This is a genomic window from Stenotrophomonas sp. LARHCG68, from assembly GCF_052871705.1.
The window spans coordinates 153,270-179,872 of record NZ_JBIXJV010000003.1 but is presented as its reverse complement, the minus strand read 5'-3'; the positions used below and the strand labels follow the sequence as shown (position 1 = coordinate 179,872).

Below are 26,603 nucleotides of genomic sequence, written 5' to 3'. Positions count from 1 at the left end.
GGCCCGGAAAGGGCCGGATCCGGATGGAATGAGCAGGCTTTTTAGAGACGTCGATGGCGGGGTGCTTGCCCCGCAGGGAAGCGTGGTCTGCATCGGTGCCTTCGACGGCCTGCACCTGGGCCATCGGGCGTTGGTGCGCCACGCCGTTGCCCGTGCCCGCGCGCTGGGCGTGCCCGCCGTGGCGCTGGGCTTCGAGCCGCTGCCGCGTGAGTTCTTCGCCAAGGACAACCCGCCGCCGCGGCTGATGCTGGCCCGCGACAAGGTGGCCACGCTGCGCGAGCTGGGCATCGACCAGGTCGGCCTGCTGCGTTTCGACGCCCGGATGGCGGCGATCACCGCCGAGGACTTCGTGCGCGACATGCTGGTGCGCCGGCTGGGGGCGCGCGAGGTCTGGATCGGCCCCCGCTTCCACTTCGGCAACCGCCGTGGCGGCGATATCGCGCTGCTGCAGGCGATGGGCGCCGAGCTGGGCTTCGTGGCCGGCGAGATCGAGCCGGTGCACCTGAACGGCGAGCGCATCTCCAGCACCCGCATCCGCGAGCTGCTGGTGGCCGGCAACTTCGGCCACGCCGCCGACCTGCTGGGCCGCCCGTACGCGATCGGCGGCCGGGTGGTGCGCGGGCAGCAGCTGGGCCGTACGCTGGGCTTCCCCACGGCCAACTTGCGTTTCCCCAAAACACCCGCACTTTCAGGTATCTACGCTACCTGGGTGCACGGTGTCTTCGAGCAGCCGTGGCCGTCGGTCTCGAGCTTCGGCACGCGGCCGACCGTGGAGGGCGTGGAGCCGCTGCTGGAGGCCCACCTGTTCGATTTCCAGGGCGACCTGTACGGTCGCCACATCGAAGTGGAATTCGTCGCCAAGCTGCGCGATGAAGAGAAGTTCAACGATCTGCCGGCGCTGACCGAGCAGATGCACCGCGACGCCGAACAGGCGCGTCGCATCCTTTCCGAACACAGATTGCGAGCCACCGCGTGAGCCAGGATTACAAAGCCACCCTCCATCTGCCGGCAACGGAGTTTCCGATGCGCGGCGACCTGCCCAAGCGCGAGCCGGGCATCCTGGCGCGTTGGGAAGAGCAGGGCATCTATGCGCAGCTGCGCGAGAACGCCAAGGGTCGGCCGCTGTTCGTGCTGCACGATGGCCCGCCGTACGCCAATGGCCAGATCCACCTGGGCCACGCGGTCAACAAGATCCTGAAGGACATCATCGTCAAGTCGCGCTACCTGGACGGCTTCGACGCGCCCTACGTGCCGGGCTGGGACTGCCACGGCCTGCCGATCGAGATCGCGGTCGAGAAGAAGTGGGGCAAGGTCGGCGTCAAGCTCGACGCGGTCCAGTTCCGCCAGAAGTGCCGCGAGTACGCCGAGGAGCAGATCGAGATCCAGCGCCGCGACTTCAAGCGCCTGGGCGTGATCGGTGACTGGGACAACCCGTACAAGACGCTGAGCTTCGATTTCGAGGCCAATGAAATCCGCGCGCTGGCCAAGATCGTCGCCAACGGCCACCTGGTGCGCGGCGCCAAGCCGGTGCACTGGTGCTTCGACTGCGGCTCGGCGCTGGCCGAGGCCGAGATCGAGTACCAGGACAAGACCTCGCCGGCCGTGGACGTGGCCTACGCCGCGCGGGATGCCAAGGCGCTGGCCGCCAGCTTCGGCGTCACGCTGCCGGCGGGCGTGGAAGTGGCGGTGCCGATCTGGACCACCACCCCGTGGACGCTGCCGGCCTCGCTGGCGGTGTCGCTGGGCGCGGACATCGAATACGCGCTGGTCGAAGGCCCGGCCCACAACGGCCAGCCACGCTGGCTGGTGCTGGCCTCGGCGCTGGCCGAGCGTTCGCTGGCCCGCTATGGCGTGGCCGAGGTGGTGGTGCACGGCCATGCCAAGGGCGCGGCGCTGGAGAACCAGCTGCTGGCGCACCCGTTCTACGCCAACCGCGACATCCCGCTGCTCAACGGCGAGCACGTGTCCGATGCCGACGGTACCGGTGCGGTGCATACCGCGCCCGGCCACGGCCAGGAGGACTACGTGGTCAGCCAGGCCTATGGCCTGCTGGAGCACTACAACGCCGGGCAGATCAACCCGATCGACGGTGCGGGCGTGTACCTGCCGTCGACGCCGCCGGCCGGCACGCAGGAACTGGCCGGGCTGCACATCTGGAAGGCCCAGCCGCTGATCATCGAGGTGCTGCGCCAGAGCGGCGCGCTGCTGGCGTTCGTCGAAATCCAGCACAGCTACCCGCATTGCTGGCGCCACAAGAAGACGCCGCTGGTGTTCCGCGCCACCCCGCAGTGGTTCATCTCGATGGACAAGGCCGGCCTGCGCGCCGATGCAATGAAGGCCATCGACACCGTGGGCTGGTTCCCGACCTGGGGCAAGGCGCGCATCGCCAGCATGGTGGACGGGCGCCCGGACTGGACGATCTCGCGCCAGCGCACCTGGGGCGTGCCGATCGCGCTGTTCATGCACCGCGAGACCGGCGAGCCGCACCCGCGCACCGTCGAACTGATGCAGCAGGTGGCCGACCGCGTGCAGGTCGAGGGCATCGACGTGTGGTACTCGCTCGATGCCAGCGAACTGCTCGGCGATGAGGCCGCGCAGTACGAGAAGGTCACCGATATCCTCGATGTCTGGTTCGACTCGGGCGTCACCCACGAAGGCGTGCTGCTGGCGCGTGGCTTCGGCAAGCCGGCCGACCTGTACCTGGAAGGCTCGGACCAGCACCGCGGCTGGTTCCAGTCCTCGCTGCTGACCGGCGTGGCCATCGACAAGGCGGCGCCGTACAGGCAGTGCCTGACCCACGGTTTCACCGTGGACGAGCACGGCCGCAAGATGTCCAAGTCGCTGGGCAACGGCATCGAGCCGCAGGACATCATGAACAAGCTGGGCGCGGACATCCTGCGCCTGTGGATCGCCTCGGCCGACTACAGCAACGAGATGTCGCTGTCGCAGGAAATCCTCAAGCGCAACGCCGACGCCTATCGCCGCCTGCGCAACACCGCGCGCTTCCTGCTCGGCAACCTGGACGGCTTCGACCCGGCCCGGGACCTGCGCCCGCTGGAAGACATGGTCGCGCTGGACCGCTGGATCGTGCACCGCGCGTTCGAGCTGCAGGAGAAGATCAAGCTCGCCTACGCCAGCTATAACATGGCCGAGATCGTCCAGCTGCTGCTGAACTTCTGCAGCGTGGACCTGGGCTCGCTGTACCTGGACGTGACCAAGGACCGCCTGTACACGATGCCGGAGGATTCGCGCGGCCGCCGTTCGGCGCAGAGCGCGATGTACCGCATCGCCGAGGCGTTCGTGCGCTGGGTGGCGCCGATCCTGACCTTCACCGCCGAAGAGTTGTGGGGCTACCTGCCGGGCGAGCGCGCCGGCAACGTGCTGTTCACCACCTGGTACGGCGGCCTGGCCCCGTTGCCGGCCGATGCACAGCTGTCGGCGGCCGACTTCGACCAGTTGCTGGCACTGCGCGAGCAGGTGGCCAAGGTGCTGGAGCCGATGCGCGCCAACGGTGCCATCGGCGCGGCGCTGGAAGCGGAAATCACCGTCGCCGCCAACGAGGAACAGGCCGCACGCTGGCAGCCGCTGGCCGATGAAATGCGTTTCCTGTTCATCAGCGGCGACGTGAGCGTGCGCCCGGCGACCACCGATGAGGTGTTCGTCAGCGCGCAGCCGACCGAGAAGGCCAAGTGCGTGCGCTGCTGGCATTACCGCGCCGACGTCGGCGCGGTGGCCGCGCACCCGGAGCTGTGCGGCCGCTGCGTCAGCAACATCGAAGGTGCGGGCGAGGATCGCCGCTGGTTCTGACCAGCCACGGCGGTTGAAGGGGCGAGGGTGCCGACGGCCATGGCCGGGCGCCCGCGTCTTTCCTGAAGAATTTCTACGGATGCACACATGCAGTCGAAAGCGGTTAAACCCAATGCGTTGATCTGGCTGCTGGTATCGGTGGCGGTGATCGGGCTGGACCAGTGGAGCAAGGCGTGGGTGCTGTCGAGCCTGCCCGAGTTCACCCCGGTACCGGTGATCGACGGCTTCTGGAACTGGTACCGCACCTACAACACCGGCGCGGCGTTCAGCTTCCTCAGTGACGCCGGTGGCTGGCAGTTGTGGTTCTTCACCTTCCTGGCGGTGGCGATCAGCGGCCTGATGGCGTTCTGGCTGTCGCGCACGCCGCGTGCCAACTGGCGCAGCGCATTGCCGTATGCGCTGGTGATCGGCGGCGCGATCGGCAACGTGATCGACCGGCAGATCCACGGTCACGTGGTGGACTTCATCCAGTGGTACGTGGGCAACCATTACTGGCCCTCGTTCAACATCGCCGATTCGGCGATCGTGGCTGGCGCCATCGGCATCGCCGTGTCGGGCCTGTTTGAAGGCAAGTCCGGCAAAAAGGCCGGATAATCCCCAACTGTTTCACCGAAACCGGCCATTGCCGGCCGGAGTATCTGAAAGATGGACGTTCTGCTCGCCAATCCCCGTGGTTTCTGCGCCGGTGTCGATCGCGCCATCGAGATCGTCAAGCGTGCGATCGAGACGCTGGGGGCGCCGATCTACGTGCGCCACGAGGTGGTGCACAACCGCTTCGTGGTCGATGACCTGAAGGCGCGCGGGGCGATCTTCGTCGAGGAGCTGGACGAAGTGCCGGACGGCAACACGGTGATCTTCAGCGCGCATGGCGTGTCGCAGGCGGTGCGCGGCGAAGCCGAGCGCCGCGGCCTGAAGGTGTTCGACGCCACCTGTCCGCTGGTGACCAAGGTCCACCTGGAAGTGGCGCGGCACTGCCGCGCCGGCCGCGACGTGGTGCTGATCGGCCACGAAGGCCATCCGGAAGTGGAAGGCACCATGGGCCAGTGGAACCGCGAGAAGGGCAAGGGCCACATCTACCTGGTGGAGAGCGTGGAGGACGTGGAGGCGCTGCAGGTCAGCCAGCCGGAGAACTTCGCCTACACCACCCAGACCACGCTGTCGGTGGATGACACCCGCGCGGTGATCGAAGCCCTGCGCTCCCACTTCCCGGCCATCCAGGGCCCGAAGAACGACGACATCTGCTACGCCACGCAGAACCGCCAGGACGCGGTGCGTGACCTGGCCAAGCAGTGCGACCTGGTGCTGGTGGTCGGTTCGCCGAACAGCTCCAACTCCAACCGCCTCAGTGAGCTGGCCCGCCGTGAAGGCGTGGAGTCCTACCTGATCGACGGTGCACAGGAGATCGATCCGGCCTGGGTGGCCGGCAAGCAGCGCATCGGCCTGACCGCCGGTGCCTCGGCACCGCAGGTGCTGGTGGATGGCGTGATCGCCCGCCTGCGCGAGCTCGGCGCCAGCGGCGTGGCCGAGCTGGATGGTGAACCGGAATCGATGGTGTTCGCGCTGCCGAAGGAACTGCGACTGCGCCTGGTCGATTGACCACGCCGCCGGCATTCATTAAACTTCGCGGCCACGCCGGAATAGCTCAGTTGGTAGAGCGGCGCATTCGTAATGCGTAGGTCGCAGGTTCGACTCCTGTTTCCGGCACCAAAGCAGAAAGCCGACTTTGCCGAGTCGGCTTTTTTGCTTTCCGGCCTGCGCGCGTGCGCCGCTGGTGCGACAACGTGTCGCACGTCCAGGTGCCTGTTTCCTGCGTGAAATCATTGTCAATGCCTATCCTAAGTGTTGCGTGAAGGCCTAAAATTGCGGCACTGACTCACGTTCCCTGTTCAGCGTCGTCCCGGCGGGCAATCCCCGGGCGGCTGTTCGCGCTTGTGGCATGGGGCGTGGGGGCCAGTACCTCCACCGCAATTGGATCGACCGATGATTCCGTTGAAATCTCTTGGACGCTTGTTGCGTCCGGGCCTGATTGTCGCGATGGCCGTCTTGATGACGGGCTGCGACTGGGCCTTGTTTGACCCGAAGGGCCAGATCGCCCGGGACGAACTCACGCTGCTGATCACCTGCACGGTGCTGATGCTGCTGGTCGTCATCCCGGTGATCGTGCTGACGTTGGTGTTCGCGTGGAAGTACCGCGCTTCCAACACCAAGGCCCGCTACGAGCCGACCTGGCATCACTCCACCGCCATCGAAGTGGTGGTCTGGTCGATCCCCTGCATGATCGTGCTGGTGCTGGCCGTGCTGACCTGGCGCTCCTCGCACGCCCTGGACCCGTACAAGCCGCTGGAATCGGACGCCAAGCCGGTTGTGGTCGAGGCCATCTCGCTGGACTGGAAGTGGCTGTTCGTCTATCCGGAAGAAAACGTCGCCGTGGTCAATGAACTGACCTTCCCGGTGCACACCCCGCTGAACCTGAAGATCACCGCCGACACGGTGATGAACGCGTTCTTCATTCCGCATCTGGGCAGCATGATCTACTCGATGGCCGGCATGGAGACCAAGCTGCACCTGATCGCGGACGAAGCCGGTACCTACCACGGCCGCTCCTCGCACTACAGCGGCGCGGGCTTCAGCAAGATGCATTTCGACGCGCACGCGGTCAGCAACGACGAGTACCAGGCCTGGTTGGCCAAGGTGCGCGCCGATGCCAAGGTGATGGACCAGGCGTCCTTCGCCGAGCTGAGCGCCGAGCGCAACCACGACTGGCACCCGGTGACCTACTACGGCAGCACCGAGAAGGGCCTGTTCGACTGGATCATCGCCAAGCACGTGGGCGACAACCACCACTTCGGCATGAAGCATGACGGCAAGGCGATGTCGCACGAGGGCGCAGGCCACGAGGCGATGAACCATGAAGCCATGGGCCACGAAGGTCACGACGCCGCAGCGGCCCCCGCCGCAGGCGAGGCTGACGGCCACGACGGTCACAATGCAGACGCGAACGCCGGGGCCGCTCACGCTGGCCACGGTGGCTCGGGAGAATGACGATGCTCGGAAAACTCTCATTTGATTCACTGCCGCACGATCCGATCGTGCTGACCACCCTGATCGGCGCGATCATCGGTGGCCTGGCAGTCGTGGGTGCCATCACCAAGTTCAAGCTGTGGGGCTACCTGTGGAAGGAGTGGTTCACCTCGGTGGACCACAAGAAGATCGGCGCGATGTACCTGATCGTGGCGTTCGTGATGCTGCTGCGCGGCTTCTCCGACGCGATCATGATGCGTGCCCAGCAGGCCGTCGCCGCCGGCGGCGCCGAGGGCTACCTGCCACCGCACCACTACGACCAGATCTTCACCGCCCACGGCGTGATCATGATCTTCTTCGTGGCCATGCCGCTGATCACCGGCCTGATGAACCTGGTGGTGCCGCTGCAGATCGGTGCGCGCGACGTTGCCTATCCGTTCCTGAACTCGCTGAGCTTCTGGCTGTTCGTCGCAGGCTGCGGCCTGATGATGATCTCGCTGTGGATCGGTGAGTTCGCCGCGACCGGTTGGCTGGCGTTCCCGCCGCTGTCGGGGCTGGAATACAGTCCAAGCGTGGGCATGGATTACTACATCTGGGCGCTGCAGGTGTCCGGCCTGGGTACCACGCTGAGCGGCATCAACTTCTTCATCACCATCCTCAAGATGCGCACCCCGGGCATGAAGCTGATGACCATGCCGGTCTTCAGCTGGACCGCGCTGGTGACCAACGTGCTGATCATCGCCGCCTTCCCGGTGCTGACCGTCACCCTGGTGCTGCTGACCCTGGACCGTTACCTGGGGACGCACTTCTTCACCAACGACGGTGGCGGCAACGCCATGCTGTACATCAACCTGATCTGGATCTGGGGCCACCCGGAGGTCTACATCCTGGTGCTGCCGGCATTCGGTGTGTTCTCCGAAGTGATCGCGACCTTCTCGCGCAAGACCCTGTTCGGCTACAAGGGCATGGTGTACGCGACGGCCTGCATCGGCGTGCTGTCCTTCATCGTGTGGCTGCACCACTTCTTCACCATGGGCTCGGGTGCCAACGTCAATGCCTTCTTCGGCATCACGACGATGATCATCTCGATCCCGACCGGCGTGAAGATCTTCAACTGGCTGTTCACGATGTACCGCGGTCGCGTGCACTTCACCTCGCCGGTGCTGTGGACGATCGGTTTCATGGTCACCTTCACCATCGGCGGCATGACCGGCGTGATGCTGGCGATCCCGGCCATCGACTTCGTGCTGCACAACTCGCTGTTCCTGATCGCTCACTTCCACAACGTCATCATCGGCGGCGTGGTGTTCGGCATGTTCGCCGGCATCACCTACTGGTGGCCGAAGATGTTCGGCTTCAAGCTGGACGAGACCTGGGGCAAGCGTGCGTTCTGGGGCTGGTTCATCGGCTTCTACGTGGCCTTCATGCCGCTGTACGCCCTGGGCTTCATGGGCGCTACCCGCCGCATGCAGAGCTACCCGAACATGGAGTACCAGCCGTTCTTCGTCGTCGCCGCCGTCGGCGCTGCGATCATCGCCCTGGGCATCCTGTGCCAGGTGATCCAGATCTACGTGTCCATCCGCGACCGCAAGAAGAACATGGACCTGACCGGCGACCCGTGGGATGCCCGTACCCTGGAGTGGGAAACCGCTTCCCCGGTGCAGTTCTACAACTTCGCGACGCTGCCCAAGGGCGAGGAGCACGACGACTTCTGGCAGCGCAAGCAGCGTGGTGAAGCCTGGCCGAAGCCGGCCAAGTACACCGACATCCACATGCCGCGCAACACCGGTGCCGGCGTGGTGATCGGCGCGTTCAGCCTGGTGCTGGGCTTTGCGATGGTCTGGCACATCTGGTGGCTGGCCATCATCGGCCTGGTCGGCATGATCGGTACCTTCATCGTCCGTACCTTCGACAAGGACGTGGACTACTGGGTGCCGGCCGCTGAAGTGGAACGTATCGAGAACGAACACCGCCGCCACCTGGAAGCACAGGGGCTGGTGAAGACCGAGGTGAAGGCATGAGCACGAACGCCCACACGTTGAACCACGGTTCGGCTGCAGATGCAGCCGGCCACGACCACGAGCACCACGATTCGGGCGAGAACACCGTCTTCGGTTTCTGGGTGTACCTGATGAGCGATCTGCTCATCTTCGCCTCGCTGTTCGTGACCTACGTGGTGCTGTCCGGCGGCACCAATGGTGGTCCGGGCCCGAAGGAGCTGTTCGAGCTGCCGTTCGTGGCCTGGGAAACCGCGCTGCTGCTGGTGTCCTCGCTGACCTTCGGCCTGGGCATGATCGCCATGCACCAGTCCAGGCAGGGCCTGATGTTCTTCTGGCTGGCCATCACCTGGCTGCTGGGCGCCGGCTTCATGGGCATGGAAATCTGGGAGTTCAACCACCTGATCCATAACGGCAACGGTCCGGACTCCAGTGCCTTCCTGTCGGCGTTCTTCGCCCTGGTCGGCACCCATGGCCTGCACGTGACCGCCGGCCTGCTGTGGCTGCTGGTGATGTTCATCCAGCTCAAGCGCGATGGCCTGACCCCGCGCAACAAGACCCGCATGGCGTGCCTGAGTCTGTTCTGGCACTTCCTGGATCTGGTCTGGATCGGCGTGTTCTCTGTCGTCTACCTGTCGGGAGCTATGTAATGTCCGCACATGACAATCATGCACACGGTACCGGCGGCGAAAGCCACGGCAGCGTGAAGTCCTATCTGATCGGTTTCGTGCTGGCTGCGGTGCTGACCATCATCCCGTTCTGGGTGGTGATGAGCGGCGGCCTGTCCTCCGGCCTGGCCACCGGTGCGGTGATCGTGGTCGCCGGCATCCTGCAGTTGCTGGTGCACCTGGTGTTCTTCCTGCACCTGGACCGTTCCTCGGCCGCCCGCTGGAACGTCAATGCCGGTCTGTTCACCCTGGTGGTGATCGGCATCATCGTGGTCGGCACGCTGTGGGTGATGTGGAACATGAACCATCACATGATGCATTGAGCGGGTTGACCGCCTGAGCATCCGGGAAAGGCCGTCCTTCGGGGCGGCCTTTCCTTTTGGGCACGGCCGGCACGTGCCGCCACCGTCCGAAGGCGGGGCAACGGCAAGCTGACGAAACCGTTCATTCGACGCCAACCAGTCATGATCGGGTTTGCTACCCTGTCCGCCTTTATGGCTCAGGGGCGCCCCGGTACTCCCATGGTGTGGTTACGCGTTATTCCGATCCTGCTGCTGGTGGCCCTCAACACGCTGGCGCACTGCCTGCCGTTGTTCGTGGTCGCGCTGGTCAAGGCGATCCTGCCGTTCAAGAAGGTGCGCCTGGCCTGCAACCCGATGCTGACCGGATTGGCCGAGAGCTGGATCGGGGTCAACAGCGCGATGATGGGCCTGTTCACCCGCACCCGCTTCCAGGTCAGCGGCGATGCCGACCTGGAGCGCGATGGACATTACCTGGTGCTGGCCAACCACCAGAGCTGGGTCGACATCCTGGTGCTGCAGAAGGTGTTCAACCGCCGCATCCCGCTGCTGCGCTTCTTCCTGAAACGCTCGCTGTTCTGGGTGCCGGTGCTGGGCCTGGCGTGGTGGGCATTGGATTTCCCGTTCATGGGCCGCTACACGCGCAAGCAGATCGCCAGGAACCCGGAGCTCGGCCGGCGCGACATGGAGGTTACGCGCAAGGCCTGCGAGAAGTTCAACGCCATCCCGGTGGCGGTGATGAACTTCGTCGAGGGCACGCGTTTCACCCCGGCCAAGCATGACAGCCAGGGTTCGCCGTTCCGGCATCTGCTCAAGCCCAAGTCCGGCGGCGTGGCGTTCGTGCTCGACGCGATGGGCAAGGGCCTGCATGCGTTGCTGGACGTAACCATCGTCTATCCCAAGGGCATCCCGTCGATGATCGACCTGATGGCCAACCGCCTGCCGGAGGTGAAGGTATTGGTGCGCAAGCTGCCGATTCCCGCCGAGTTGATCAACGGCAACTACCAGGATGACCGTACCTTCCGCGCCCAATTCCAGCAGTGGATGAATGGTCTGTGGGAGCAGAAGGACGCCGACATCAGCCGCTTGCTCGAGAGCCGCGGCTGAGCCCGGACCGCCCAGCATCAAGGCCCCTGCGGGGGCCTTTTTGCTGCGTGCGTTCCTGCGCCGGTCGGCGGCGGGTGTACAGTGCGCGCCTGTCCGCAACATTTGATGAGGTCACGCATGAGCACTGATACCGCTTTCTATCCGGTGGGTACGCCCGGGCAGCCGTGGGGCGCGGCCGAGCGCGCGCAGTGGCTGGCGCGGCAGAAGGTGCAGCGCAGCCATGCCGAGGAAGTGGTGACCAAGGTGGATGCCTTGCGTGATCGCTTCGATGTCTCGCAGTACGGCGAGCTGGATTACCCCGGCGCGCGCTATCCGCTGCTGGCCGTGCGCAGTCCGGATTGGGACGACGCCTTGCCGGTGATGCTGGTGACCGGCGGCATCCATGGCTATGAAACCAGCGGCGTGCAGGGCGCGCTGCAGTTCCTGGACCAGCGTGCCGCCGACTATGCCGACACGTGCAACCTGCTGGTCGTGCCCTGCGTCAGCCCGTGGGGCTACGAGCGCATCCAGCGCTGGAACGCATTGGCGCTGGACCCGAACCGTTCGTTCGTGCCGAACAGCCCGGCGCCGGAGTCGGCGGCGTTGATGGCGCTGGTGGCACCGCTGAAGGGACGCGTGCTGATGCACATCGACCTGCACGAGACCACCGACACCGACGAGTCCGAGTTCCGTCCGGCGCTGGCGGCGCGCGACGGCAAGCCGTTCGAACCTGGCGAAATCCCCGATGGCTTCTATCTGGTCGACGACAGCGAGAACCGGCAGCCGGCATTCCAGCAGGCGGTGATCGCCGAGGTGGAGAAGGTCACCCATATCGCGCCGGCCGACGCGCACGGCCAGATCATCGGCTCGCCGGTGGTGGCGCATGGCGTGATCGAATATCCGCTCAAGGCGCTGGGCCTGTGCGCCAGCGTCAGTGGCGCGCGCTACACGACCACCACCGAGGTCTACCCGGACAGCCCGAAGGCGACCCCGCAGCAGTGCAACGATGCGCAGGTCGCAGCCGTGGTCGGCGCGCTGGACTACGCGCTGGCGCATCGCTGATCCGCACCGGGCGCCTGTCGCCCGGCATGCCCAAAGGCGGGCGTCCACGTGGCGGCGCGGGCCCACGGGCGTTCACGCCCTCACGCCGGCCGGGCAGGGACCATGCCGGCATGAAGACCCTCCTTGCGCTGCTTGTCCTGTCCCTGCTGGTCGCACCACGTGCGCACGCCGACGAGGTGCCCGCGTTCGACCGGCCGGGAATCGGCTTTTCCACGCGTACGCTCGGCAAGGGCGTGTTCGCCTGGGAGCAGGGCCTGCCGGACGCCAGCCGTGACCGCAGCGCGGGCACCACGACGACGACGTGGGCCGCGGCCACGCTGCTGCGCGCCGGCCTGTCCGATACGCTGGAACTGCAGCTGGGAGCGGACAGCTGGGGCCAGTCGCGCCGGCACGGCAGCGGCGGGCGCGTGCGGGAAAGCGGCGGTGGTGACGGAAGCGTGGCGTTGAAGTGGGCGCCGGCGTTGAGCGGGGAGCGACTGTCGTTGGCGCTCAAAGCCGGCGCCACGCTGCCCTGGGGGCAGGCGCCGTTGGGCGGGGCCGGCCATGACTATGACCTGGGCGTGACCCTGGCCTGGGCCATGCCGCGGGACGCCAGCCTGGCGCTGTACGCGGACCGGCAGTGGGGGGAGGACGGCAGGGGTTGGCTGCTCTCGCCCAGTTACGGCGTTGCCCTGCGCGAGGACCTGGGTGTCTATGTCGAAGCCGGGTACGGCACCGACGCGCAGTACATGCGTGCCGCCGGTGCCGGCGTGACCTGGATGGCCACGCCGCGCCTGCAGCTGGATGTCTCCTTCCTGCGCGGGCTGGACGCGCGCACGACGGACTGGCAGGGCGGCGTGGGGCTTTCCCTGGCCTTCGACTGAGGACGCCTCAGCGATTGACCGCCGGGCCGTGGACGTCCTTGTAGCCGGCGGCGCAGTCGGTGGTGCAATCGGTGGCGAGCATGTTGCGGACGATCACGCCGCTGTTGTTCTTGGAACGGAAATGGCCGACGCCGTTGCTGGTGTCACCGCCGCCGAAGTTGTATGGGCCACCGTCGCTCCAATCCCAGTCGAAGCTGTAGGCGCTGCTGCCGGCGCCGACGTCGATCTGCGCGTAGACGTTGGCGGCGCTGTTGAACAGCGCGCCGTCGCTGCAGCCACCGCTGTAGCTGGTGGTGAAGCAGTGCACCTGGTCACGCAGGCCGGCGGTGATCGTGTAGAAGCGGATGCCGGTGTAGGTGGCCGGGAAGGTGCGCAGGCTGCCGCTGCCACTGCCGGTCCAGCGGTTGTAGCCGTAGTAGCTCACCCCGGTGCTCGGGTACAGGCCGAAGGTGTAGTAGTTGTACGGGAACACGTAGGCTTCGGCATTGCAGGTCGGGGCCAGCGCCGACTGGTAGCCGGTGCTGCGGCAGGTCTGCAGGCCGCGCAGGCCACCGCCGATGTTGATGAAGCGACGCACGCTGCCCTGGTAGCCGTGGTACTTGATGGTGGCCAGCATCATCGTGGCGCCGAGCGAATGGGTGACCACGTCGACCTGGCTCTTGCCGGTGTACGCCTTGACCTTGTCGATGAAGGTCTTGATGACCTGGTAGGTGGCCGGCGAGTGGTAGTTGTACTGCGGCGCGGCGCGTTCGCTGGCACTGAGGTAGGTCAGGCCGAACAGCTCGCAGTCGTTGTAGCCGGCGGCCTTGAGCTCGGCGTAGATCGAGCGCGGCGGGGTGGTGTAGCCGCTGACCGCGCCGGCCGGCATGTCGAAGCTGATCGCGCTGTCACCGTTGCCGGGGATGAACACCACCGGGGTGCGGGTGACGGTGCAGCTGCCACCACCAAAGCCGCCCTGGCCGACGCCGGGGTTGAAGCCGCCGGCGTACTGGTTGGCGCTGCCGGTGCAGGTGTAGCCGTTGTTGCCGCCGCAATCCAGTGCGTGGGCCGTGCCGGGCAGCAGGGCGAGGGCGCCTGCCAGGGGCAGGCCAAGGGTGCCGAGGAAACAGGAGGCGAGGACAGGGGCGATGCGGATGGTCGACATGCGGCGGCTCCGGGCGGGTGGACCTGACGATCCGTGCAGCTTCCGCCCCTGCCCGGCGGGCGGGCAGTGTCCTTTGGGGAAACTTGCAGCGCAGCATCGCCCCGACGGGATCAGCGCCGCCGCCGCACCAGCATCGCCGAAGCCTGCAGGATGGCGCGGGTCAGCAGGGCCATGGTCCTGACCTCGCCCTTCCAGTGCTGCCAGTACAGCGGCACGTCCTCCCAGGCGCGGGCCTTGACGTAGACCAGGCGCCCGCTTTCCAGGTGGCGGCGCACCAGCGGCAGCGGGTTCATGGTCCAGCCGAGCCCGCCGAGGTTGGCGTGGACGAAGGCGCGGGTGGAGGGGATCCACCAGGTCGGTGCGTTCAACGGCTGCGCGATGCCCGCCAGGCGGCGCGCGTAGCGCGCCTGCAGGTCATCCTTGCGGTTGAACACCAGCACCGGGGCCAGCGCCAGCGATTGGGCATTGACGCCCTTGGCGAAGTAGCGGGCATGGAACTCGGGCGTGCAGGTGGCCGCGTAGCGGATGCTGCCCAGCTCGTGGATCTGGCAGCCCTGCACCGGCTCGGACAGGGTGGTCACCGCGCCCAGCACCGCGCCCTGGCGCAACAGGGCCACGGTGTGGTCCTGGTCCTCGGTATGCAGGTCCAGGGTGGTCGTGGTGGTTTGCGAGAAGGCCTGCACCGCCTCCGGGAACCAGGTCTCCATGCTGTCGTGGTTGACCGCCACCGGGATGCTGGCGCGCGGCAGTTCGGCGTCGGAGATGCCGATGCGCTCGAACGCGTCACGCTCCAGCAGCGCGGTCTGTTCGGCCAGCTGCACCAGCACCTGGCCTTCCAGCGTGGCCTCGGTGGGGATGCTGCGCTTGACCAGGAGTTTGCCGACGCGGTCCTCCAGTGCCTTGATCCGCTGGGAGATGGCCGAGGCGGTCACGTTCAGTGACAACGCTGCGCGCTCGAAGCTGCCTTCGCGGATCACCGCGGCCAGGGCGCGCAATTGGGAGTGGTCGATCCGCATGATTAAGTTCTGCTAAAGATGGTTAACGAAGTTTAGCTCTACTTTTCAATGCTGCGCTGCGACAATTGCACCCGTCAGCCGCGGTGCGTGGGTTCCTCCCGCCGTGGCAATCCCCCAGAAGAAAGGCAGTCCCCCATGTTTTCCGTCATTTCCGCCCAAGCCGCAGGCAGTGCCTGGTTCAGCGGTGCCGGCATCGGCATCGGCCTGTTCGCCATCGTCGGCGCGCAGAGTGCGTTCATCCTGCGCCAGGGCATCATGCGCCAGCACGTCATTCCGATCATCGCGACCTGTTTCGCGATCGATGCGGTGTTCATCATGGCCAGCGTGGTCGGCCTGCGTCGCCTGACCGAGCAGATGCCGTGGTTGACCACGGTGCTGCTGTGGGGCGGCGTGGCGTTCCTGGGCTGGTATGCGTTGCAGTCGGCGCGCCGGGCGTTCTCCGGCGGTGGCGGCATGCAGCTGGACGACAATGCCGAGCAGTCGCTGCGCACGGCATTGCTCGCCGCGGCCGGCTTTTCGATCATCAACCCGCACTTCTGGCTGGACATGATGGTGATCGGCTCCATCGCCGACAACTTCGGCGAGTCGCGCATGGCCTTCGCCGCCGGCGTGGTCACCGCCAGCGGCGTGTGGCTGACCGCGCAGGGCCTGGGCGCCCGCCTGCTGGCACCGCTGTTCACCAAGCCGTCGACCTGGCGGGTGCTGGACGGCACCATCGCGGTGATCCTGAGCGTGCTGGCCCTGACCCTGGCCATCCGCGGCGTCAACTGAGCCGCGCGGTCCCGATCACATGCAGCGGCCCCCGTGCTCTGGCGCGGGGGTCACTGCGTCCTGGGCTCAGCCGGTGGCCTGCCAGCGCTGGGGCCATTCGCGCATGAAGGCGCGGATCTGTTCGACCGGCATGGGCCGTCCGAATACATAGCCCTGGCCCTCGGCACAGTGCTCGTCCTTCAGCTGTGACAGCTGGGAGTGGGTTTCCACGCCTTCGATGGTGGCGGTGATGCCGAGCTTGCCGCACAGGTGCGAGACCGCGCTGATGATGGCGCTGCCCTGGCTGTGTTCGCCCAGGTCGCGGATGAAGGACTTGTCGATCTTGACCTTGTCGAACGGGAACGCGCGCAGGTAGCCCAGCGAGGAGTAGCCGGTGCCGAAGTCGTCCATGACGATGGAGACGCCGGCGACCTTCAACCGCAGCAGGTGCGACGAGGCCGCCTGGATGTTCGCGATCAGTGCGTTCTCGGTGATCTCCAGCTCCAGCCGCGCCGCGGCCAGGCCGGCGTCGGCCAATGCCTTTTCCACGGTATCGGCCAGGTCCGGCTGGGCCAGCTGCGACACCGAGAGGTTGACCGCCACCTTCATCTCGTCCGGCCAGTGCGCGGCGTCGCGCGTGGCCTGGCGCAGCACCCAGTCGCCCAGCGGGATCATCAGCCCGATGTCCTCGGCCAGGGCCAGGAACTGGCCCGGGTCCAGCAACCCGCGTTGCGGGTGGTTCCAGCGCAGCAGTGCCTCGAAGCCGGTGACGCGGCGCTGCTGCAGGTCCACCAGCGGTTGGTAGTGCAGCACGAACTGCTGCTGCTCCAGGCCGGCCCGCAGCTCGGTCTCCAGCTGCCGCCGCAGCTGCATGCGGGTGTCCATCTCCGCCTCGAAGAAGCGGTAGCAACCACGGCCTTCCTCCTTGGCGCGGTACAGCGCCAGGTCCGCGTTGCGCATCAGTTTTTCCGAACTGCCGGCAAGGTTGTCGATCAGCACGATGCCGATGCTGGCGCTGATGGCGATGGGATGTCCCTCCAGCTCGAACGGGCGGCCCAGGGCCTCCACCACGCGCGTGGCCAGTGACGCGGCTGCTTCCGGCGGCCGGCTTTCCGGTGCCATCAGGATCGCGAACTCGTCGCCGCCGAGGCGGGCGACGACGTCGTTGCTGCGCGCGCAACCGAGCAGGCGATGGGCGACTTCCTGCAGCAGGCGGTCGCCGGTGGGATGGCCCAGGGTGTCGTTGACCTCCTTGAAACGGTCCAGGTCGAGCAGCAGCAGGGCGCTGTGGCGACCGCGGCGCGCATCGGCCAGCGCGTGTTCGAGCTTTTCGAACAGCACCGTGCGGTTGGGCAGGGAGGTCAGCGGGTCGTGCTGGGCCAGGTAGGCGATGCGGGCCTGCGCCTGGCGGCGGGCGTCCACATCCTCCAGCACGCCGGCCCAGCCGGACTGCTCCGGTCCGACCCGTGCGCCGCGGGCGCGCAGCCAGCGCCACTTGCCATACAGGTCGAGCACGCGGAACTCCACGTCCAGCGGGGTGCCGGCGGTGAAGCTCTGCTCCAGCGCGATCTCGATCGGGGCCAGGTCCTCCTCGTTGACCCGGCGCAGCCAGCCCTTGCCCAGGGCGTCCTGCTCCGGCAGGCCTGTGAGCTCGCGCCAACCGGTGACCGAACGGACCTGGCCGTTGCGGTCCGATTCCCACAGCACCAGGGCGCCAGCCTCGGCGACGGCGCGGTAGCGTTGCTCGCTGACCTTCAGGTCACGTGCAAGCGCACGGGCCTCGTCGGCGCTGCGCTTGAGCGCATCCACGCTGTCATTGAGGCTGGTCTGCAGGCTTTGCACTTCGGTGATGCGCGAGGTGGGGGGATCGGCCGGGGTGCCCTCGCTGGAGGCGATGTTGCGCCCGCGCTGGGCCAGGGCGCGGATCGGCAACAGGATGCTGCGCGCAATGGCGCGCGCCGAGAACAGCGCGATGATCGCCGCCAGCAGGCCGCCGAGGATGACGCCCAGCAGGGGGCGCTGCCAGCGGGCCTGGAAGCTGCTCTGCGGCTCGCCGACCACCAGGGCCCAGCCCGGCGCGGCATGCAGCTTGTGGAAGGCCAGCACGGTGCCCTTGCCTTCCTTGGTGGTGGCCTCGAACACTCCGGCGTTGCCGCCGTTGAGCTGCAGCTTGTACCAGTCCGGCGCCGGTTGGCCGATGAAGCGCTCGGGGTTGCGCGAGCGCGCGGCGATCATGCCGTTGCTGTCCACCACCGCCACCAGCAGGCTGGCCTCGTCGGCCGAATGCAGGATCGTGTTGATCAGGCGGTTGGAGGGCTGCACCAGCGCGATCACCTGCGGTTGCCCGGTGCTGTCGGTGAAGGGCAGGGCGATGGCCACTTCCGGCGGCGCGCCGGTGGTGTCGGAGAACAGGTTGGAAACTTGTGCCTGGCCGGTCCGGCGCGCATCGCGCAGCACCGGCGTCGGCAGGGACTGCGCTTCGTCACTGCCGTCGCGCACCAGCCGGACCTCGGCGTTGTTGCCGGACCAGGCCTGCAGCCCGGAGCTGGCCGGGTCGCCGTGCGGTGCAAGCACGGCAAGCAGGTGCAGCTGGTTGATGTTCTCGCGGATGCCCTGGTCCACGCCGCGTGCCAAGGCGACGGCTGTTTCCTGCAGGCGTTGCTCGGAATTGCGCCGGTAGTCGCGGGCGGTCAGGACGATGGCGATGACGCCGATCACCAGCAGTGGCAGCAGCGCCGCCGCGATCAGCCAGTGCAGCCGCGAGTACAGGCTGCGCGTGCGCGGCGGCGGGGATTGAACGGTGGACGGGCGGGTCACCAAACCTGTGTCTCCGGATTCCTTTCATGGGTACGCACCGCCGCCGGGTGTCGTATCCCGTTGGCAGTGGGCAAGCGGCCCCTTGCGTGGCTGTTATGGCACGAAGGGGGTACGCGCGGAAGGTGCTTCAGGGTGCGCGGGGCGGTGAAGCGTGGGGAATGATCGGGTCAGCGATGTGACTTGTGCGTGGCAGCCACTATTCACAGTGAAGTACATCACGTTATTGGGGGCGGCCGCTATTCGGTGCGCTGTTGGGCAAACAGCCATTGCCACATCGCCGGGTTGCGGTAGGTGGGATCCCAGGCGTTGTGGTTGGTGTCCGGATACTCGGTGTAACGGAAGCCCGCACCCAACTGCTCGCTGGCGGCGTGGATGGCGCGGTCGTCGTGGGTGGGGACCAGGTCATCGCGTGCGCCATGGAAACTCCAGACCGGCACGCCACGCAGGCGGGTCACGGTGGCGACGTAGGGATCGGCTTCAGCGGCGACCTGGTCGACCAGCAGGCCCGGGCGCGCCTGGCGCGGTGCACGCAGCGCGCCACAGATCGGCACCACGGCGGCGAAGTGGGTGGGCCGGGTCAAGGCCAGCTCCCAGCTGCCATAGCCCCCCATCGACATGCCGGTCAGGTAGATGCGGCGCGGATCGGCCTGGAACTCGTTGCCGGCCGCATCCAGCACCGCCAGCGCCATGCGTGCGTTGCGGTCACGCCATTCCTCGCCCTCGGGAACCTGCGGGAACACCGCCAACGCGGGGAAGCTGTCGCGGTTTTCCTTCAGCCATGGCCCGAGCCCGGCCAGGGTCGGCTTGACGCCGTCATCGCCGCGCTCGCCGGAGCCATGCAGGAACAGCACCAGGGGGCGTTTGCCAGGGCTGGCCGCGCGGGCGGGAACGAACACCTGATAGCGGAACGTGCGGCCTTCGAACTGCAGCTGGCGGTCGACGAAATGGCCGTGGTCGGGCGCGCTGGCCACGGGCTGGCCGCTGCAGCCGGCGAGCATCGACAGCAATGAGGCGATCATCAGGAAACGACGCACGGGACGGTCCTCCGTTGGACACGGGCGGCGCGGGCGGCGCGCCGCGGGGGGCGACAGGCAGTGTGTCAGAATCGCTGTTCATGGTCGTCAACCGGCGGTCATCCAACGGGAGCGGACCTGTGATGAAGAAAGCCTGGGGCCTGGTGCTGGTATTGCTGCTGTCGGCCTGCGGCGCGGGCCTGGATGGCACCTATGCCGACGCGTTGGGCATGGCCACCTACACCTTCGGCCGCGACGGCAAGGTTGCCATCAAGGTCATGGGCCAGTCGCAGGAAACCACTTACGTCCGCGACAAGGACACCCTCAGGATCACGGTGCCCGGGCAGCCGGATGCAACGCTGGAGTTGGTCGTCAACGCGGACGGTTCGTTGCAGGGGCCGATGGGCATGCGACTGGCGAAGGTCGAGGACTGAGCGGTGCCGGCACGACTAAAGATGCAACGCCTGCCGCCGATGTAGCAGGCAGTCCTCCGTTCGAGTCCGCTGCCTGCATCCATGGCGATCCTTTCTGCACTGCTTGCCGCCCTCGTGGTCGGGGCCATCGCCTGGTTCTGGCAGCACGGCCACGCCGGGCCGCAGGTGGCCAGGCGTTCGCCACAGATGCCTTCGCCGCCACGCATGCCGGCCGACGAAGAACCGGTGGACGTCATGCCGCAGGTGGCCTCCGGCGACCTGCAGCGGCGCTTCCTGCTGCATGCGCTGGCGGTGACGGACGCATCGGCCGATGCGCTGCGCGTGCAGCGTTCGGTGATCGATGACGTGGCCGCGGCACTGACCCGCGCGGACCTGTCCTCGCGCTACACGCCGCGCCGTCCCAACCTGCTGCCGCAGCTGATCCAGAGCGTCAACGACAGCGCCGCCTCGTCGCGTTCGATCGCGCGCATCATTGGCAGTGACGCGGTGCTGGCCGCCACCCTGCTGCGCATCGCCAACAGCCCGCTGTACCGCCTGCAGCAACAGGACGTGCAGAGCATCGAGCGGGCGGTGACGCTGATCGGCAACGATGGCATCCGCCAGATCATCTCCGCCGCGCTGGTGCAGCCGGTGATGGAGTCGGCGCGCGGCGTGGATGCGCTGTTCGCGCAGCAGTTGTGGGAATACACGTTGCGGCTGTCGCTGGCCGCGGCCGACCACGCACGCAGCGTCGAGCGCGAGGACGGCTTTGCCGCGCAGTTGGCCGGCCTGCTGCTGGGCCTGAGCGCGTCGATGGTGATGCAGGCTGCGGCCGACGTGCTGTTGCAGCCCCCGCTGCGGTCCCGTGAGCCGGGTACGTTGATGGCCCTGCTGGAGCGCTGCACCGCGCCGACCGCGGTGCGTATTGCCCGTCACTGGAAGCTGGCCGATCCCATCATCAGGGCCTTGCAGGAGGTCGATGCCGAGGCGCCGCAGGGGCTGGCGCGTTCGCTGCAGACCGGGCAGCTGGCCGCCAGCGCGGCGATGCTGCATGCCGGTGGGCGGATGAGCGAGGACGAGGCAGTCGCGACCCTGTCCACGCAGCTGCCCGGGCACGTGGCGAGCTGGCTGTGGAAGCGGGTCAGCCGTGAAGAGCCCGAGCTGGGCTGAGGCCCAGGCGCATCCCGGCCGGCGGCAGTCAGAGCTGTGATTCCAGCGGCAACCAGCTGATCACCCGGGTGGTCGCGCGCTGCATCCAGGTGGTATCCGGTTCGGTGCGCAGGGCGATGGCCGGGGCGTGGCTGCGGTCGAGCCAGCGCAGTTCATGGTCGCGGTCGAGGTAGACCCAGTAGCTCAGCTCCGGGCCCGCCAGGCGCAGGTATTCCTGGCGCAGGCGCGCGGCCAGCACCGGGTCGTCGAACAGGACGCCCATCTCGGTGTTGAGGTAGGCCGAGCGTGGGTCCAGGTTGAACGAGCCGACGAAGCCGCGCCGGTCGTCGACCACGAAGGCCTTGGTGTGCAGGCTGGCGCCGCTGCTGCCGAAGGTGCTGGCCTTCTCCGGGTGGCCGTGCGACTTGAGTTCATGCAGCTGCACGCCGCCGGCGACCAGCGGCCGCCGGTAATGCATGTAGCCGCTGTGGACGGCGGCCACGTCGTTGGCGGCCAGCGAGTTGGTGACCACGCCGACCTGCACGCCGTCCTGGACCTGGCGTACCAGCGCCTTGGTGCCCGCCGCGCCGGGCACGAAATAGGGCGATATCAGCAATGACTTGTGGCGTGCGCCGAGCAGCACCTCGGCCAGCCGCGTCACCAGCCAGTCGGAGCGATCGGCGTTGCCACGCTTGCGTGGCGGATCGGAATGGACATGGATGTCCGCGGTCCAGTGCAGGGCGAGGCGTTCGCTCAGGTAGGCGTCGTCGAAGCGCGCGCGGACGCGCTGCAGGTAGGGCAGGGCCTCCTGCTGACGGGCATCCCGTTCGGCCTGGGTGATGAAGTTGCCCAGCTGCTGGTCGGTGCTGAACTGCAGCGCGGCGATCGGCACCACCGCGTCACTGTTCCAGAACTGGTCGAACACAGTACTGGCGTCGGCCGCCACCGGGCCGGCCAGCAGCAGGTCCAGGTCACGGAAGTTCACGTCCGGCCGCGCGTCGAAATATTCCTCGCCGATGTTGCGGCCACCGACGATGGCGACCCGGCCATCGGCGATCCAGGCCTTGTTGTGCATGCGGTGGTTGATGCTGAAGGCGCGTTGCACCATTTCCAGCAGGCGCCACAGGCCATCGCGGTTGCGGAACGGGTTGTACAGGCGGATCTCGATGTTGGGGTGCTTGTCCAGCGCCATCATCTGCGGGTCCAGGCCCTGGGTGTTCATGTCGTCCAGCAGCAGGCGGACCCGCACGCCGCGCTCGGCGGCCTGGTACACATCGTGGGCAAGCAGGTGGCCGACCATGTCGTCGTGCCACATGTAGTACTGCAGGTCGAGGCTGCGCCCGGCCTGGCGGGTGATGATCGACCGCGCGGCGTAGGCCTCCAGCCCCTCGGACAGGTAGATCGCACCGCTCTGGCCCGGATGTTCGGCCAGCACCGGCACCAGTGCGCGGTCGATCAGGGTCTGCTGCTCCTGCAGCGGCAGGGTATGCGAGGGCGCGCCGATGGCCTTGGGAGTCAGGCGGTCGCCCAGCAGCAGGCCACTGATGAACAACACCAGCAGCGCCGTCAGGACAATGCCCAGCAGGCGCAGCAGCCGCCAGCGGCGGGGAGGGGTCTTGGATTCCATGCGCGAATCCTAGCCGGATCGGGGTGTGGGGTCAGTGCAAGGCGGCATCCATGACGTTCCGCCGGTGCCGGCGATGGCCCGCTTGGGTCAGAATCGGCGTTTACCTCGCCGTTGAGTCCTGCAATGACCGCACCTGCTTTTCCGTCCCGCGCGCCCAGCCTGGTGCTGCAGATCTTCATCGGCCTGCTGCTGGGCATCGCGCTGGCGCTGGCCTGGCCGGAAGCGGGCAAGGCAGTGGGCCTGCTCGGCACGGTGTTCATCTCCGCGCTGAAGGCGGTGGCGCCGGTGCTGGTGCTGGTGCTGGTCGCCGCTTCCATCGCCAACCACCAGCACGGCCAGAAGACCCACCTGCGCGCGATCCTGATGCTCTACGTCGTCGGCACCCTGGTGGCCGCGCTGGTGGGCGTGGGGGCCAGCTTCCTGTTCCCCAGCCAGCTGACGCTCAAGGATGTCGCCGCGGCCGGCGGCAGCGCGCCGAGCGGCATCGGCGAGGTGCTGCATGCCTTGCTGATGCAGGTCGTCGACAACCCGGTCAATGCCCTGTTGCACGCCAACTACATCGGGCTGCTGGCGTGGGCGGTCGGCCTGGGCCTGGCGCTGCGCCATGCCAGTCCCGCCACCCGCGGCGTGGTCAGCGACCTGTCCGCGGCGATCACCTGGCTGGTGCGCATGGTCATCCGGCTGGCGCCGCTGGGCGTGTTCGGCATCGTGGCTTCGGTCCTGGCCGAGTCCGGCCTGGACGCGCTGAAGGAGTACATCCACCTGCTGTGCGTGCTGGTCGGCGCGATGCTGTTCATGGCCTTCGTCGGCAACCCGCTGATCGCGGCGGTGGTGATGCGCCGCAATCCGTATCCGCTGGTGCTGCGCTGCCTGCGCGAAAGCGGCGTCACGGCGTTCTTCACCCGTTCCTCGGCGGCCAACATCCCGGTCAACATGGAGTTGTGCCGCAAGCTGGGCCTGCATGAGGAGACTTATTCGGTGGCCATTCCGCTGGGCGCGACCATCAACATGGCCGGCGCGGCGATCACGATCTCGGTGCTGACGCTGGCGGCGGTGCATACGCAGGGGATCCCGGTGGATCTGCCGACCGCGCTGCTGCTGTGCGTGATTGCCGCCGTCGGTGCCTGCGGTGCATCGGGCGTGCCGGGTGGCTCGTTGCTGCTGATCCCGCTGGCGTGCAGCCTGTTCAACATCCCCAATGACGTGGCGATGCAGGTCGTGGGCGTGGGCTTCGTGGTCGGCGTGGTGCAGGACTCGGCCGAAACCGCGCTCAACTCGTCCACCGACGTGGTGTTCGTGGCCGCCGCCGAACACGCGCGGGCGCGCGGCTGAGGACGCGGCCGGTGCGTTTCACGCCCGCGGTGCGCATTGGCCTGTCGATCGCGCTGGCCACCGGCCTGTATGGCATCTCCTTCGGGGCGCTGGCAGTGGCCTCGGGGTTCAGCGTGCTGCAGACCGCGTTGCTGAGCCTGCTGATGTTCACCGGCGGCTCGCAGTTCGCCTTCATCGGCGTGGTCGGCGCGGGCGGCACGGGGGCAGCGGCGTTCGGTGCATCGAGCCTGCTCGGTGTCCGCAATGCCGTGTATGGCGCGCAGATCAACCGCCTGCTGCGGCCACGCCGATGGTGGCGGCCGCTGGCCGCACAGCTGACCATCGACGAATCGGCCGCGACCGCGGCCAGCCAGCAGGACCCGGCCGAGCAACGGCGCGGGTTCTGGGTGGCCGGCCTTGGCGTCTACGTGCTGTGGAACCTGTTCACCCTGGTGGGCGCACTGCTCGGCGATGCAATGGGCGACCCGCGTCGCTGGGGCCTGGATGGTGCCGCGGTGGCGGCGTTCCTGGGCCTGCTGTGGCCGCGGCTGCGCTCGCGTGAGCCGGTCGCCATCGCGGTGGCATGCGCGCTGGTGACGGTATTGGCGCTGCCGTGGCTGCCGCCCGGCGTGCCGATCCTGCTGGCCGCGGCGGTCGCGGCCATCTGGGGCTGGTTCGGCCAAGGGCCGGCGGAGGAGGGGCTGGAGCCGGACGTGGCACCGCCGTCTAGCGGGGAGGCGCCACGATGAGCCTGTGGGGATGGCTGCTGCTGGGGTGCGGGGTGGCCTGGGCGACCAAGTTCGCCGGTTACCTGGTGCCGGTGCGCTGGCTGGAATCGCCGCGCATGAATCGCGTGGCGGGCACCTTGACCATCGGCCTGCTGGCCTCGCTCACCGCGATGAACGCCGTCTCCAGCGGGCAGGGCATCGCCCTGGACGCACGCCTGGGGGCGCTGCTGGTGGCCGCGGTGGCGTTGGCGTTGCGGCTGCCTTTCCTGGCGGTGGTGGTGCTGGGTGCGGCCGCCGCCGCGCTGATCCGGTTGTTCTGAGGCCGTCCAGGGCCTTGGCGGCCCGACAGATGCGCGATGCCGTCCGCAAGTGGGACAATGCGCCACGCGCCGGCAACGCCGGTTCCCCCCGCTCCCGGATCACCACTGGAGAATCCATGAATCTGCGCATCCTGACCGTTGGTGTCGCCATCTCCCTGCTCGCCGCCTGCGGTGGCAAGCAAGAGGGCGCCAAGACGCCGGAAGGCGGCGAGGCCAAGGTCCTCAACGTCTATAACTACTCCGACTACATCGCCGAGGACACCATCCCGAACTTCGAGAAGGCGACCGGCGTGAAGGTCACCTACGACGTGTTCGACAGCGATGAGATGGTCGAGACCAAGTTGCTGACCGGCAACAGCGGTTACGACATCGTGGTGCCGACCCTGAACTTCTTTGGTCGCCAGATCCAGGCCGGCGTGTTCCTGCCGCTGGACAAGAGCAAGATCCCGAACCTGGCCAACCTCGACCCGGCGGTGATGCAGCGCATCGCCGGCCAGGACCCGGAGAACAAGTTCGGCGTGCCGTACATGATGGGCACCACCGGCATCGGCTACAACGTGGCCAAGCTCAAGGAACGCTTCGGTGGCAGCACCGACGTGGCCAACAGCTGGGACCTGATCTTCAAGCCGGAGAACATCTCCAAGATGAAGGACTGCGGCGTGACGCTGCTGGACACGCCGGCCGACCTGATCCCGATCGCGCTGCATTACCTGGGCGAAGACCCGCACAGCGCCGACCCGGCGGTGATCCAGAAGGCCGCCGACCTGCTCAAGTCGATCCGCCCGTACGTGCAGAACTTCCATTCCTCGCAGCTGGTCGGTGCGCTGGCCAATGGCAGCACCTGCCTGGTGGTGGGCTGGTCCGGTGACATCATCCAGGCCCGCGACCGCGCCGAGGAAGCCAAGAACGGCGTGGAGGTGGCCTACTCGATCCCGAAGGAAGGTGCCCCGCAGTGGTTCGACATGCTGGCCATCCCGAAGGACGCCCAGCACCCGGAAAACGCCTACGCCTTCATCAACTACCTGCTCGAGCCGCAGGTGGCCGCCAACAACACCAACGTGACCCACTACGCCAACCCGGTGAAGTCGGCCACGCCGCTGGTGGATCCGGCCATCCGTGACGACAAGACCATCTACCCGCCGGAAGACGTGGCGGCCAAGATGTTCACCTACGCGATCAACACGCCGGACACGGACAAGCTGTACACCCGTCTGTGGACCGAGATCAAAACCGGTCGTTGATGCATCCGGAGGCAGCGCGGCCGTCCCCGGCATCGACGGCGGGGACGCGCTGAAGGCATCGATGCCGATGCCCCGGATCTGGACCAAAGCCTTCCCGGCGATGCCGGGGAGGCTTTTTTCATGGGTTTTCCGCAGGATTTCACTTGACGTCCCGCACCGCTCCCGTACTGTCACGTACGTGATCGCCTGAATGCGATCCGGCCTATCGGATGACAGCCGCGACGAGACCATGAGCGAAGAGCCCCAAGCCCCCTCCGCGTCCTCGAACGAC

Annotated in this window: 23 protein-coding genes and 1 tRNA gene; 19 read left to right on the top strand and 5 right to left on the bottom strand. The window is 67.3% G+C overall.

Annotated features, from left to right (window positions below):
• Positions 1 to 28 precede the first annotated feature (28 nt).
• The 12 genes from ACIPR8_RS11940 to ACIPR8_RS11885 all read left to right on the top strand — a co-directional run bounded on the left by ACIPR8_RS11940 (position 29) and on the right by ACIPR8_RS11885 (position 12,803).
• Positions 29 to 976, top strand: coding sequence for a bifunctional riboflavin kinase/FAD synthetase (locus ACIPR8_RS11940; RefSeq protein ID WP_132864512.1), 948 nt, complete (start codon positions 29 to 31; stop codon positions 974 to 976).
• Positions 973 to 3,807, top strand: coding sequence for an isoleucine--tRNA ligase (gene ileS / locus ACIPR8_RS11935; protein WP_446541172.1), 2,835 nt, complete (start codon positions 973 to 975; stop codon positions 3,805 to 3,807). Before ACIPR8_RS11940 ends, ileS begins: the two co-directional genes overlap by 4 nt.
• A gap of 87 nt (positions 3,808 to 3,894) precedes the next feature.
• Positions 3,895 to 4,401 carry a signal peptidase II gene (gene lspA, locus ACIPR8_RS11930; protein ID WP_192286313.1) on the top strand — a complete coding sequence of 169 codons (507 nt, stop codon included), beginning with the start codon at positions 3,895 to 3,897 and terminating at the stop codon, positions 4,399 to 4,401.
• Between the two features lie 51 nt (positions 4,402 to 4,452).
• Entirely contained in the window at positions 4,453 to 5,403 is a 951-nt protein-coding gene (gene ispH / locus ACIPR8_RS11925) for a 4-hydroxy-3-methylbut-2-enyl diphosphate reductase (protein WP_446541171.1), read from the top strand.
• Positions 5,404 to 5,438: 35 nt separating this feature from the next.
• Positions 5,439 to 5,514, top strand: a tRNA-Thr gene (locus ACIPR8_RS11920).
• 273 nt (positions 5,515 to 5,787) lie between these two features.
• Entirely contained in the window at positions 5,788 to 6,849 is a 1,062-nt protein-coding gene (cyoA, locus tag ACIPR8_RS11915) for a ubiquinol oxidase subunit II (RefSeq protein ID WP_192286312.1), read from the top strand.
• 2 nt (positions 6,850 to 6,851) lie between these two features.
• Positions 6,852 to 8,849: a cytochrome o ubiquinol oxidase subunit I gene (gene cyoB, locus ACIPR8_RS11910; RefSeq protein ID WP_132864507.1), complete on the top strand. Its 1,998-nt coding sequence runs from the start codon at positions 6,852 to 6,854 to the stop codon at positions 8,847 to 8,849.
• On the top strand, positions 8,846 to 9,475 hold the full coding sequence (cyoC, locus tag ACIPR8_RS11905; protein WP_192286311.1) for a cytochrome o ubiquinol oxidase subunit III: 630 nt from the start codon (positions 8,846 to 8,848) through the stop codon (positions 9,473 to 9,475). Before cyoB ends, cyoC begins: the two co-directional genes overlap by 4 nt.
• The gene (gene cyoD, locus ACIPR8_RS11900) at positions 9,475 to 9,816 is read left to right on the top strand and encodes a cytochrome o ubiquinol oxidase subunit IV (RefSeq protein WP_132864505.1); all 342 of its coding nucleotides are present in this window, start codon (positions 9,475 to 9,477) and stop codon (positions 9,814 to 9,816) included. Before cyoC ends, cyoD begins: the two co-directional genes overlap by 1 nt.
• A gap of 198 nt (positions 9,817 to 10,014) precedes the next feature.
• The gene (locus ACIPR8_RS11895) at positions 10,015 to 10,899 is read left to right on the top strand and encodes an acyltransferase (protein ID WP_446541170.1); all 885 of its coding nucleotides are present in this window, start codon (positions 10,015 to 10,017) and stop codon (positions 10,897 to 10,899) included.
• A 117-nt stretch (positions 10,900 to 11,016) separates the two neighbouring features.
• Positions 11,017 to 11,940 (top strand): M14 family metallopeptidase, encoded by a 924-nt coding sequence (locus ACIPR8_RS11890; RefSeq protein WP_446541169.1) that lies wholly within the window; start codon positions 11,017 to 11,019, stop codon positions 11,938 to 11,940.
• A 110-nt stretch (positions 11,941 to 12,050) separates the two neighbouring features.
• Positions 12,051 to 12,803, top strand: coding sequence for a transporter (locus ACIPR8_RS11885; RefSeq protein ID WP_446541168.1), 753 nt, complete (start codon positions 12,051 to 12,053; stop codon positions 12,801 to 12,803).
• Between the two features lie 7 nt (positions 12,804 to 12,810).
• Here the strand turns inward: ACIPR8_RS11885 and phaZ7 are convergent, their stop codons facing one another.
• Together phaZ7 and ACIPR8_RS11875 are read right to left on the bottom strand one after the other, a co-directional pair.
• Positions 12,811 to 13,947, bottom strand: coding sequence for an extracellular native short-chain-length polyhydroxyalkanoate depolymerase PhaZ7 (gene phaZ7 / locus ACIPR8_RS11880; protein ID WP_446541167.1), 1,137 nt, complete (start codon positions 13,945 to 13,947; stop codon positions 12,811 to 12,813).
• Positions 13,948 to 14,057: 110 nt separating this feature from the next.
• Complete coding sequence (locus ACIPR8_RS11875) at positions 14,058 to 14,963, bottom strand: LysR family transcriptional regulator ArgP (RefSeq protein ID WP_132864500.1); 906 nt, start codon at positions 14,961 to 14,963, stop codon at positions 14,058 to 14,060.
• Between the two features lie 135 nt (positions 14,964 to 15,098).
• Between ACIPR8_RS11875 and ACIPR8_RS11870 the strand changes: the two genes are divergently transcribed.
• Positions 15,099 to 15,734, top strand: a complete 636-nt coding sequence (locus ACIPR8_RS11870) for a LysE/ArgO family amino acid transporter (protein WP_132864499.1) — start codon at positions 15,099 to 15,101, stop codon at positions 15,732 to 15,734.
• Between the two features lie 66 nt (positions 15,735 to 15,800).
• Here the strand turns inward: ACIPR8_RS11870 and ACIPR8_RS11865 are convergent, their stop codons facing one another.
• Positions 15,801 to 18,530, bottom strand: a complete 2,730-nt coding sequence (locus ACIPR8_RS11865) for a bifunctional diguanylate cyclase/phosphodiesterase (RefSeq protein ID WP_446541166.1) — start codon at positions 18,528 to 18,530, stop codon at positions 15,801 to 15,803.
• 236 nt (positions 18,531 to 18,766) lie between these two features.
• Positions 18,767 to 19,549 carry a carboxylesterase family protein gene (locus ACIPR8_RS11860; RefSeq protein WP_446541407.1) on the bottom strand — a complete coding sequence of 261 codons (783 nt, stop codon included), beginning with the start codon at positions 19,547 to 19,549 and terminating at the stop codon, positions 18,767 to 18,769.
• A gap of 137 nt (positions 19,550 to 19,686) precedes the next feature.
• Here ACIPR8_RS11860 and ACIPR8_RS11855 point away from each other — a divergent pair, with 137 nt between their 5' ends.
• Both ACIPR8_RS11855 and ACIPR8_RS11850 read left to right on the top strand, forming a co-directional pair.
• On the top strand, positions 19,687 to 19,977 hold the full coding sequence (locus ACIPR8_RS11855) for a hypothetical protein (RefSeq protein ID WP_132864497.1): 291 nt from the start codon (positions 19,687 to 19,689) through the stop codon (positions 19,975 to 19,977).
• Between the two features lie 81 nt (positions 19,978 to 20,058).
• The gene (locus ACIPR8_RS11850; RefSeq protein WP_446541165.1) at positions 20,059 to 21,126 is read left to right on the top strand and encodes an HDOD domain-containing protein; all 1,068 of its coding nucleotides are present in this window, start codon (positions 20,059 to 20,061) and stop codon (positions 21,124 to 21,126) included.
• Between the two features lie 28 nt (positions 21,127 to 21,154).
• On the opposite strand, the gene ACIPR8_RS11845 is transcribed toward ACIPR8_RS11850, so the two are convergent.
• Complete coding sequence (locus ACIPR8_RS11845) at positions 21,155 to 22,732, bottom strand: phospholipase D family protein (RefSeq protein WP_446541164.1); 1,578 nt, start codon at positions 22,730 to 22,732, stop codon at positions 21,155 to 21,157.
• A 123-nt stretch (positions 22,733 to 22,855) separates the two neighbouring features.
• On the opposite strand from ACIPR8_RS11845, the gene sstT reads away from it, so the two are divergent.
• The 4 genes from sstT to ACIPR8_RS11825 all read left to right on the top strand — a co-directional run bounded on the left by sstT (position 22,856) and on the right by ACIPR8_RS11825 (position 26,332).
• Positions 22,856 to 24,064 carry a serine/threonine transporter SstT gene (gene sstT, locus ACIPR8_RS11840; RefSeq protein WP_446541163.1) on the top strand — a complete coding sequence of 403 codons (1,209 nt, stop codon included), beginning with the start codon at positions 22,856 to 22,858 and terminating at the stop codon, positions 24,062 to 24,064.
• Between the two features lie 11 nt (positions 24,065 to 24,075).
• Positions 24,076 to 24,792 carry an AzlC family ABC transporter permease gene (locus ACIPR8_RS11835; RefSeq protein ID WP_446541162.1) on the top strand — a complete coding sequence of 239 codons (717 nt, stop codon included), beginning with the start codon at positions 24,076 to 24,078 and terminating at the stop codon, positions 24,790 to 24,792.
• On the top strand, positions 24,789 to 25,091 hold the full coding sequence (locus ACIPR8_RS11830; protein ID WP_132864492.1) for an AzlD domain-containing protein: 303 nt from the start codon (positions 24,789 to 24,791) through the stop codon (positions 25,089 to 25,091). Before ACIPR8_RS11835 ends, ACIPR8_RS11830 begins: the two co-directional genes overlap by 4 nt.
• Positions 25,092 to 25,207: 116 nt before the next feature.
• Positions 25,208 to 26,332, top strand: coding sequence for a polyamine ABC transporter substrate-binding protein (locus ACIPR8_RS11825; RefSeq protein ID WP_132864491.1), 1,125 nt, complete (start codon positions 25,208 to 25,210; stop codon positions 26,330 to 26,332).
• Positions 26,333 to 26,603: the final 271 nt, after the last annotated feature.

What these genes read in the sequence shown, in the direction of transcription:
- ACIPR8_RS11895 (WP_446541170.1), top strand. Translation starts at nt 10,015, where the DNA reads ATGGTGTGGTTACGCGTTATTCCGATCCTGCTGCTGGTGGCCCTCAAC.
- ACIPR8_RS11830 (WP_132864492.1), top strand. Translation starts at nt 24,789, where the DNA reads ATGAGCCTGTGGGGATGGCTGCTGCTGGGGTGCGGGGTGGCCTGGGCG.
- cyoC (WP_192286311.1), top strand. Translation starts at nt 8,846, where the DNA reads ATGAGCACGAACGCCCACACGTTGAACCACGGTTCGGCTGCAGATGCA.
- ACIPR8_RS11940 (WP_132864512.1), top strand. Translation starts at nt 29, where the DNA reads ATGAGCAGGCTTTTTAGAGACGTCGATGGCGGGGTGCTTGCCCCGCAG.
- ACIPR8_RS11850 (WP_446541165.1), top strand. Translation starts at nt 20,059, where the DNA reads ATGGCGATCCTTTCTGCACTGCTTGCCGCCCTCGTGGTCGGGGCCATC.
- cyoA (WP_192286312.1), top strand. Translation starts at nt 5,788, where the DNA reads ATGATTCCGTTGAAATCTCTTGGACGCTTGTTGCGTCCGGGCCTGATT.
- ACIPR8_RS11860 (WP_446541407.1), bottom strand. Translation starts at nt 19,549, where the DNA reads ATGATCGCCTCATTGCTGTCGATGCTCGCCGGCTGCAGCGGCCAGCCC.
- ispH (WP_446541171.1), top strand. Translation starts at nt 4,453, where the DNA reads ATGGACGTTCTGCTCGCCAATCCCCGTGGTTTCTGCGCCGGTGTCGAT.
- cyoD (WP_132864505.1), top strand. Translation starts at nt 9,475, where the DNA reads ATGTCCGCACATGACAATCATGCACACGGTACCGGCGGCGAAAGCCAC.
- ACIPR8_RS11870 (WP_132864499.1), top strand. Translation starts at nt 15,099, where the DNA reads ATGTTTTCCGTCATTTCCGCCCAAGCCGCAGGCAGTGCCTGGTTCAGC.
- cyoB (WP_132864507.1), top strand. Translation starts at nt 6,852, where the DNA reads ATGCTCGGAAAACTCTCATTTGATTCACTGCCGCACGATCCGATCGTG.
- lspA (WP_192286313.1), top strand. Translation starts at nt 3,895, where the DNA reads ATGCAGTCGAAAGCGGTTAAACCCAATGCGTTGATCTGGCTGCTGGTA.
- sstT (WP_446541163.1), top strand. Translation starts at nt 22,856, where the DNA reads ATGACCGCACCTGCTTTTCCGTCCCGCGCGCCCAGCCTGGTGCTGCAG.
- ACIPR8_RS11885 (WP_446541168.1), top strand. Translation starts at nt 12,051, where the DNA reads ATGAAGACCCTCCTTGCGCTGCTTGTCCTGTCCCTGCTGGTCGCACCA.
- phaZ7 (WP_446541167.1), bottom strand. Translation starts at nt 13,947, where the DNA reads ATGTCGACCATCCGCATCGCCCCTGTCCTCGCCTCCTGTTTCCTCGGC.
- ACIPR8_RS11845 (WP_446541164.1), bottom strand. Translation starts at nt 22,732, where the DNA reads ATGGAATCCAAGACCCCTCCCCGCCGCTGGCGGCTGCTGCGCCTGCTG.
- ACIPR8_RS11825 (WP_132864491.1), top strand. Translation starts at nt 25,208, where the DNA reads ATGAATCTGCGCATCCTGACCGTTGGTGTCGCCATCTCCCTGCTCGCC.
- ACIPR8_RS11875 (WP_132864500.1), bottom strand. Translation starts at nt 14,963, where the DNA reads ATGCGGATCGACCACTCCCAATTGCGCGCCCTGGCCGCGGTGATCCGC.
- ACIPR8_RS11855 (WP_132864497.1), top strand. Translation starts at nt 19,687, where the DNA reads ATGAAGAAAGCCTGGGGCCTGGTGCTGGTATTGCTGCTGTCGGCCTGC.
- ACIPR8_RS11890 (WP_446541169.1), top strand. Translation starts at nt 11,017, where the DNA reads ATGAGCACTGATACCGCTTTCTATCCGGTGGGTACGCCCGGGCAGCCG.